The following is a 7464-nucleotide window of genomic DNA, read 5'->3' as shown; positions in this document are numbered from 1 at the left end:
GTACATCGTGGGCTTCTACAACCCGGTGCGCTTGCATTCGACACTGGGCTACACGTCGCCAACAGACTACGAGGACAAGTTCCAACAGACCACCCTAATACCTGTCTGAAAAAACTTGACCACTACACTCCCCTCTCCCGCGCGCGGGAGAGGGGTTGGGGGAGAGGGCGAGCGGTGCAAGATCCGACGACTGGAAGTTGGACCGTCTCCCCTCTCTCCCGGCGCCTCTCCCATCAATGGGAGAGGGGAGGCAACCGGCCTGGTCTACTACGATCCCGAACCTGCCAGCGCGGCTGCCGGTCCCGGCGAAGTGGGCGTCGCGGTGACGTCTGGCGCCGCCCGCAGATCGGCAGGGATATCCGGATCCGGCGTCTTGCGTTGCGGCTGGGGTTGCGGAGCGGGCGCGGCCTGTGCGACGGGTGTCGCGGGCGGCTGCGCGGGACGGGACTGCACGGCCGCCGTTGCAGGGACCGGGGCCGGCTGCGGAGCCGGGGCGACGCGGGCGGCAGGTGCCGCAGGGGCCGGCGCTGGTGCCGCGGCCTGTGGCGCGCGGGCCGGCGCGACCAGCGTACTGGCCGTCGAGGGGACGGCAGATGTCGAGACAGGAGCCGCAGGGGCGGTTGGAGCCGCAGGAGTGGTCTGCGCGGGGCGAGCCGCCTGCGGTGCAACCGCCCGCACCGGGGCCGGCTTGCCGGCCACCGGCGCCTGGTCGGTCACGGTCTGCTGCGACCAGCCGCCGCCCAGCGCCTTGTACAGCTGCGCCCGGCTGGTCAACCGCGCGAGCTGGATCGTCACCAGCTTCTTCTGCGCCTCGTACTGCTGGCGCTGGGCGTCGAAGACCGGGAAATAGTCGTCCACGCCGTTCTTGAAGCGCATCTCGGACAGGCGGCGCGTCTCGGCCAGTTCCTTCTGCAGCGACTGCTGCGCGGCGGTCTGCCGGTCGTACGTGCCACGGGCGGCCAGGCCATCGGCCACTTCACGGAAGGCGCCCTGGATGGTGCGCTCGTACTGCGCCACGTTGATGTCCTTGCGAACCTTCGACGCGTCGAGGTTGGCCTGGTTGGCGCCCGCATTGAAGATCGGCAACGTGATCTGCGGCGCAACGGCCCAGGCCGCACCGCCCGTAAACAGCCCGGCCAGCGTGGTGCTGGCCAGGCCGATCCCCGCGGTCAGCGAAATCCGTGGGAAGAACGCCGCGCGTGCGGCCCCGATATTGGCGTTGGCGGCCTTCAGCCGGTGCTCGGCGGCCATGATGTCTGGCCGTTGCTCCAGCAGCTGCGACGGCAGGCCGGCCGGCAGTTCGGCCACGAACGAGTTATCGCCGAACGGCTGTGCCGCCGGCAGGTCGGTCGGGATCGGGCCGCCGATCAGCAGCGACAGCGCGTTTTCGTCCTGCGCCACCTGGCGGGTGAACTGCTCCACGTCAACGCGGGCGGTTTCCACCTGGGTCTGCGTGCGGTGCTGGTCGATCGCGGCCATGCCGCCCGCCGCCTTGCTCTTGCGCACCATCTCCGAGGCGTCTTCCTGGATCTTGAGGGTGTCCTGCGACAGCTTCAGCAGTTGCTGGTCGGCCTGCCAGGTCAGGTACGCATTGGCAATTTCGCCAACCAGGCTGATATGCGTGCTGCGCCGCACCTCCTCGATGGACAGGTACTGCTCCAGCGCTTCGTGCTTGAGGCTGCGGATGCGGCCGAACACGTCGAGCTCGAACGACGAAAAGCCCACGCCGGCGCCCCAGGCGTTGATGACCGGGTCCTGGCCCGGTGGGCGCAGATCGCCGGTCAGGCGGGTACTGCTGAATCCCAGGTTGGCATCGACGGCGGGGAACTGCGCCGCGCGCCGGATGCGGTAGTACGCGCGGGCCTCGTCCATCGACAGGGTGGCCACGCGCAGGTCGCGGTTGTTGGCCAGGCCGAGTTCGATCAGCCGGCGCAGGCGCGCATCGGTGAAAAAGTCCTGCCAGCCAAGGTTGACGGCCTGCACCTGGGATTGCGGCACGCCGTTGGCGCCCTGGGTGGTCTGGTAGGCCGCGCCGTCGGGCCAGGCGTTGGGCACGGGCGAATCCGGGCGTTCGTACTTGGGTTCGAGCGTGCAGGCGGCCAGTGCCAGGGGCAACAGGACGCCCGCGCTCCAGCGCAGAGACGGCAGGCGTGCGGGGGAAAGGCGCATTGTTATCGTCTTCATGTGTGAATCAACCTGTGAACGCGCGGCGCAGCAGTTGCACGATGGCCGTGCCAGGCAGCCCGCGACGCGCGATGTTGTGTGGCGGCTCGCTGAACAGCAGCCGGATCAGCCGGTGCCGCGCCGCCATGTCAGGAACCAGCGAGATGCCGATCAACTGGCCGTCGGTGCGTGCCACGCGGCACGGCACCCACCCCAGGGGCGCGAGCCAGAAGGCCCCCACGGCACCGGGTTCCACCCGCGTGCCGCTATGCGATTCGAGCGCCACGCCATTGCAGGACAGATCGCGCGTCACGCCATCGACCTCGCGCGATATCCCGTCGGTGCCGTAGAACTGCAGGCGCCCGGCCACGCGGAACGGAAAGCGCTCCTCCTTGCGCGGACGCGGCAGTTCAAAGCAGACCAGCAGCGATGCCAGGTACAGCACCATCGACACCAGCGTCCAGGCGACGTTGAAGATGGTGCCCGGCGCATTGCCGTCGGCCGCCACGGCGCGCGCCAGGCCCATGGCGGACAGGAAGAACAGCGCGCCGTAGAGCACCGCGAACTTGCCATGGACGGTCAGCTTCGAGCGGTCCAGCCCCTTGTTCGTCACCTTGAACGGCCGTCCGAACGGCTTGAACATGGCGCTGGCCAGCGTGGCCGTGACAGCCATGGCCGCCACGATCTGCGTGACCTCGGTAAAGACCGGCATGGCCCGCGAATCGGTAATCCAGATGCTGTAGGCCCAGTACAGCAGCAGGGCCGGCACGCCGTAGGCCAGGAACTGCATCGGGTCGCCATAGAGCGTGGGCACGTTGAAGAACCAGTAGAGCAGCGGCCCCGCCAGCAGCATCAGCGTGAACGGGCGGCTGAGCCAGTGCAGCAGGCCGTGCACATAGTGCAGGCGCTGGCGCAGCGTGTAGCCGCGGCCGCGCATCGGCCCGTCGGCGGTCAGGGCCACCTGGATGGTGCCCAGCCCCCAGCGGCTGCGCTGGCTGATGTACTCGGGCAGGCCTTCGGCCGACAGGCCCACGCTGAGCCGTTCGTTGAGCCAGCGCGTGACATAGCCGAACGGCATCAGCTTGTAGGTCAGGTGGATGTCCTCGGTCACCGTACCCGTGGGGAATCCGCCGATATGGCCCAGCGCCTCGCGCCGCACCACGAACGACGTGCCGATGCAGAACGCGGTGTCCCACGCGTCCTTGGCCGGCTGCATCACGTCGAAGAACGCGCGCTGTTCGTCCACCCAGCATTCGGTGGAGCGCAGGTTGTACTGGATCGGGTCGGCGTTGTAATAGAACTGGGGCGTCTGCACCACGCCCACGCGCGGGTCGTCGAACAGGCCGACGATGCGCAGCAGGATGTTGCGGTTGGGCGCGAAATCGGCATCGAGCACCATGATGTAAGGCGCGCCGCCGTCGCCCTGGGCGCTGTGGAACAGCCCGTTGTTCAGGTTGCCGGCCTTGGCGTGGGTGTTGTCGGGCCGGGTCACGTAGTTCACGCCAACCTGGCGGCAAAAGGCCCGGAGCCAGTCGCGGCGGGTGTCGTCGAGCACCCAGACGCGGAAGTTCGGGTAGTCGATGGCCTTGGCCGCGATGATGGTCTTTTCCAGGACGTCCAGGCCCTCGTTGTAGGTGGCGATGAAGATGTCGACGCCCGGCGCATCGCGGTCGCCGCGCAGGCGCTGCTCGCCCGCATCGGCGTCGGCGGAATGGTCGGTGGTACGGGTCAGCGTGACGATCGAGATCAGCGTGTACAGGATCGTCAACGTCTCGAAGCCCAGGAACGCGTGGGCCCAGATGCTCGGAAACTCCATGCGCCAATCCGGCAGCGTCTCGGTGACGCGCCAGATGTAGTACACGATCAGCAGGACCGACGCCGCCAGGCCAAATAGCCAACGGTCCGCGGCGCGTTGCCGGTTGCCGCGCAGACACAGCACGGTCACCAGCAGCGCGCCCGCATTGATCTGCACGAGCATGCTGCTATCGAGGAAACTTGCAAAACTCGCGGCGGGCATCGTTACTCCTTGGGGGGATGATCAGGTGGGCCTGCGGCCGCGGTTGCCGTGGCACAGCTCGCGCCCCGGCAACCGCCCGGCTGGAACGGATTCCAGCCCGTGGCGGCCAGCACGGCCCAGGCCGTGGCGCCCAGGTGGGGCAGGTGAAAGTAGAAGAAATCGTCGGTCTTTGAGTCGGGGCCAATCTGCAGGCCCGTGCGCACACGCTGCTCGGGCGTGGCGAACAGGTAGCCCGACGGTGCGCGCTGCGACACCAGCAACGGCCACAACGGCGCGGCTTCGCTGTCGCGGCCCGTGGCGCGCAGCACCAGCGCGGCTTGCCCGGTGCCTTCGGTCCAGATGCCGTCAGGGTTGGCGTTGAAGCCGTAGCCACCCTTGACGCCGTGCTTGGCCTGCGCCCAGGCCAGCGCGCGCTGCCAGGTGCCGGCCGCATCGGGCATGGCAATCAGCGGCCAGAGCGAGGCATCCAGCGCCGACGGGCCGCCATTGAGCGAGCGGCCGTCGTCACGCGTGCCGATCGCAAAGCGGCCTTCGCCGGGCTGCCACATCGTTTCGACAAACTTGCGCGAGCGTTCGGCACCGGTACGCCAGCGCGGGTCGCTGTCGTAGCGGGACAGCCAGCGGAACACCGCGTACGTGTCGACGTTGTGCTCGGTGGACTTCCAGCCCTGGCGTTGCGGCGACGGCTCGTGGCCGAAGTACCCGCCGATAAAGGCGGCGGGGGCGTCGGCGTTGTACGTCTCCCTGTCGACCCAGCCCATCATCGTCTTGGCCGTGTCCAGGTAGCGCGGCGCGCGCGTGGCGTCGTAGGCGGCCAGCAGCAACAGCGCTGCCCATGCCACGTTGCCGGTAGCGGTGCCCACCTGGTAGCGGTCTTCAAACCACTTGTTGGCCTTGGCGTCCCACCAGCCTGGCATCGGCACAGGGCCGTCGGCGGGCATCGCGCCCGCGCGATACGCGTTGCGGATGCGGCCGTCGTGATAGTGACGGTCGCGCGTGACGCCAGCCACGACCCCATCGGCAATGCGACGGGCGGCATCCTTCTGGCCGCAGGCGATCAGCGCGATGCCGGCCAGCGCGTTGTCGTAGACAAAGGCCGATTCCTTGAGCGGGCCGGGCAGCGGCTCGCCGCCCGGCGCGGGTTCGTAGCTGGCCAGCATGACTGGCCCGTTGCCCGGGATGGCGGCCACGCGTTGCGTCAGCGTCTGGCAGCCGGCATCGCGCATCTGGTCGCGGGCGGCATCGCCCGACGCCGCCGGCGCGGCAGACAGCGCCAGCGGCGTGGTGAGGACGGTGGTCATCAGCGCTTCGATCAGCCGCTTGCGGGCGGCCCGGTATGGCATTCCTGCGGTAGTACGCTGCACGGTAGTCTCCTTCCTGCGGGCGTTGGGTACATGACTGTGCGATCGGCTCCGATCAGATCAGCCGGCGAAACCACGGGCGGTCAAGGCTGACCTTGGCCCAGTGGCCGAGTGCGCAGCGGTCCGTCTTGCCTGCGCCGGGCAGGTCAGGCAGCGGCTTGTTCAGCTTTGCAATCAGATACAACTCGTTTTTCTCGATGGGCGGGAATGGCACGAAATAGCGCGCCTGGTCGCCATCCGGCGCACGCGGCAGGATTTCGGCGACCTTGCCGGGCAGCGGCGTGGCCACGCCGTCGACCATCACCGTGACCGGGGCGCCCGGCAGCAGGTCCTTGCTCAGGCTGCGCGGGAACACGGCCACCACGCTGGGCGTCGTGCAGTTGGTGGCGCGCATCAGCGTGGCGCCCGCCGCCACATGCGTGCCGGGCGGCGCCAGTACGTCTTCGACGATGCCGCCGGCGTAGGCCTTGATGTCGAGGTTCGACACGCGGTCCAGACGTTGCTGCTCGGTATCCACCAGCTTGTCGACTTCGGTGCCGTAGTCCGTCAGCTGCTTGATTTCGGCCTGTAGCTGGACGATCTCGGACTTCAGTTCGTCCGACCGCTGGGACAGGGCGCCCACGGCACTGTCGTTGCTGGAGGCGTAGACGCGGTTGCGCGTGGCGGCACTGCTACTGCGCGCGCTGTTCAGTTCCGCTTCGAGGGCGTCCCGCTGGCCGCCCAGCACGGCAAGCTGGTTGCGCGACTGGTCGGTAAAGGCCTGGCTGACGGCGCCGGCCTGTTGCATGGCCTCGTTACGGGTCACGACGTTGACCTGCGCATCGATCTGCTGCTGCGCGGCGCTCACGCGTGCTTCCATGCCGCGCACCCGCGCCTCGTTCTGCTGCTGGGCCGCCGAGGTGTAGCGCTTGACATCGCCACTGGTGGAAGCCAGTCGCGCCTGGTTGACCTCCAGTTTCGACTTCGCGGCTTCGAGACGCTTGTCGTTGTCGAGCTTCTTGCCGGTCAGTTCCAGCAGCAGCGCGCGGTCCATGTTCGGATTCTGCAGCGTCATCAGCGACTGGCCCGTCTTGAAGGCGGTGCCCACCGGCACCAGCTGCTTCGTGACCACGCCTTCCACCGGGGTGGTAATCAGGCTGACCGGGCTGTTGACGATCGCGCGTTCCGACGAGCGCACGAAGATGTACGGAAACATCACGGAGAGGATGATCCAGATGATGAAGCCCACCATGCCATAGCTGGCCAGGCGCGGGATGGCCTGCCATACAGGCCGCAGGCTCAGCGGGCTGCTTTGCTTCGCGACAGCGTCGCGGGGCGGGGGCTGTTGCGGCTGCTGTGGCGACGCGGGCGGTAGCCGCGTTGGCACGGTCGGCTTTCGGTCGGAATTGTTGTCCATGCGAGCTCCCGGATAAAAGGTGGCCACCCGCGATCGCCAACGTCGATCGCGGTAATAAATTTCGCAGACAAGCACTGTCCCGCCGCCCGAGCGCAAGCCCGTTCGGTTGGTCCAGTGCTGTACGTCCCCCAACAATTTTTATGTGCCGTTTGCCCCGGGCCGTTGCTACGCCGCCGGGACAGGCAAGTGGACCGTGTGTGCCGATCCATTGAACTGCCGACATACGCCCAGAACGGGTCATATGGAGACAGACACTACGAGACGCGACGCGCCATGGAAGCTCACAGCACAACATCGCCGTATTGATGCGATGCAACGCTGGAGCGATTCAAAGTTAGTCAGTTTGGACTTTGCTTGCTGTAAGAATGTGTAAGGGCTGTATATCGGTCCACTTACATCTCACGATTGCAGCGGCACGGCAACGCGGCGAAGTAGTAAGCCGCTGATTCAAATGGGGCGCGCCTTAACGGGAAATTAAGCCGACGTCTCAACGAGCAGGTAGATCTTTCAAGCAATGGCACCGCGCG

Annotated in this window: 4 protein-coding genes; all 4 read right to left on the bottom strand. The window is 67.4% G+C overall.

The window, feature by feature from the left end; all coding sequences use genetic code 11:
• Positions 1–267 precede the first annotated feature (267 nt).
• The 4 genes from CYJ10_RS26490 to CYJ10_RS26475 all read right to left on the bottom strand — a co-directional run bounded on the left by CYJ10_RS26490 (position 268) and on the right by CYJ10_RS26475 (position 6937).
• Positions 268–2184: an efflux transporter outer membrane subunit gene (locus CYJ10_RS26490; protein WP_101684411.1), complete on the bottom strand. Its 1917-nt coding sequence runs from the start codon at positions 2182–2184 to the stop codon at positions 268–270.
• 7 nt (positions 2185–2191) lie between these two features.
• The gene (locus CYJ10_RS26485) at positions 2192–4180 is read right to left on the bottom strand and encodes a glycosyltransferase (protein ID WP_101684410.1); all 1989 of its coding nucleotides are present in this window, start codon (positions 4178–4180) and stop codon (positions 2192–2194) included.
• 2 nt (positions 4181–4182) lie between these two features.
• Positions 4183–5481: a hypothetical protein gene (locus CYJ10_RS26480; protein WP_374703313.1), complete on the bottom strand. Its 1299-nt coding sequence runs from the start codon at positions 5479–5481 to the stop codon at positions 4183–4185.
• A gap of 115 nt (positions 5482–5596) precedes the next feature.
• Positions 5597–6937: an HlyD family secretion protein gene (locus CYJ10_RS26475; RefSeq protein WP_101684409.1), complete on the bottom strand. Its 1341-nt coding sequence runs from the start codon at positions 6935–6937 to the stop codon at positions 5597–5599.
• Positions 6938–7464: the final 527 nt, after the last annotated feature.

Origin of the sequence: Cupriavidus pauculus (genome assembly GCF_002858765.1) — a bacterium.
Lineage (GTDB): Bacteria > Pseudomonadota > Gammaproteobacteria > Burkholderiales > Burkholderiaceae > Cupriavidus > Cupriavidus pauculus_B.
This window is presented reverse-complemented; position numbering and strand designations above follow the sequence as displayed.

Coding starts and splice junctions, on each gene's coding strand:
- CYJ10_RS26490 (WP_101684411.1), bottom strand. CDS start 2,184: ATGAAGACGATAACAATGCGCCTTTCCCCCGCACGCCTGCCGTCTCTG.
- CYJ10_RS26485 (WP_101684410.1), bottom strand. CDS start 4,180: ATGCCCGCCGCGAGTTTTGCAAGTTTCCTCGATAGCAGCATGCTCGTG.
- CYJ10_RS26480 (WP_374703313.1), bottom strand. CDS start 5,481: ATGACCACCGTCCTCACCACGCCGCTGGCGCTGTCTGCCGCGCCGGCG.
- CYJ10_RS26475 (WP_101684409.1), bottom strand. CDS start 6,937: ATGGACAACAATTCCGACCGAAAGCCGACCGTGCCAACGCGGCTACCG.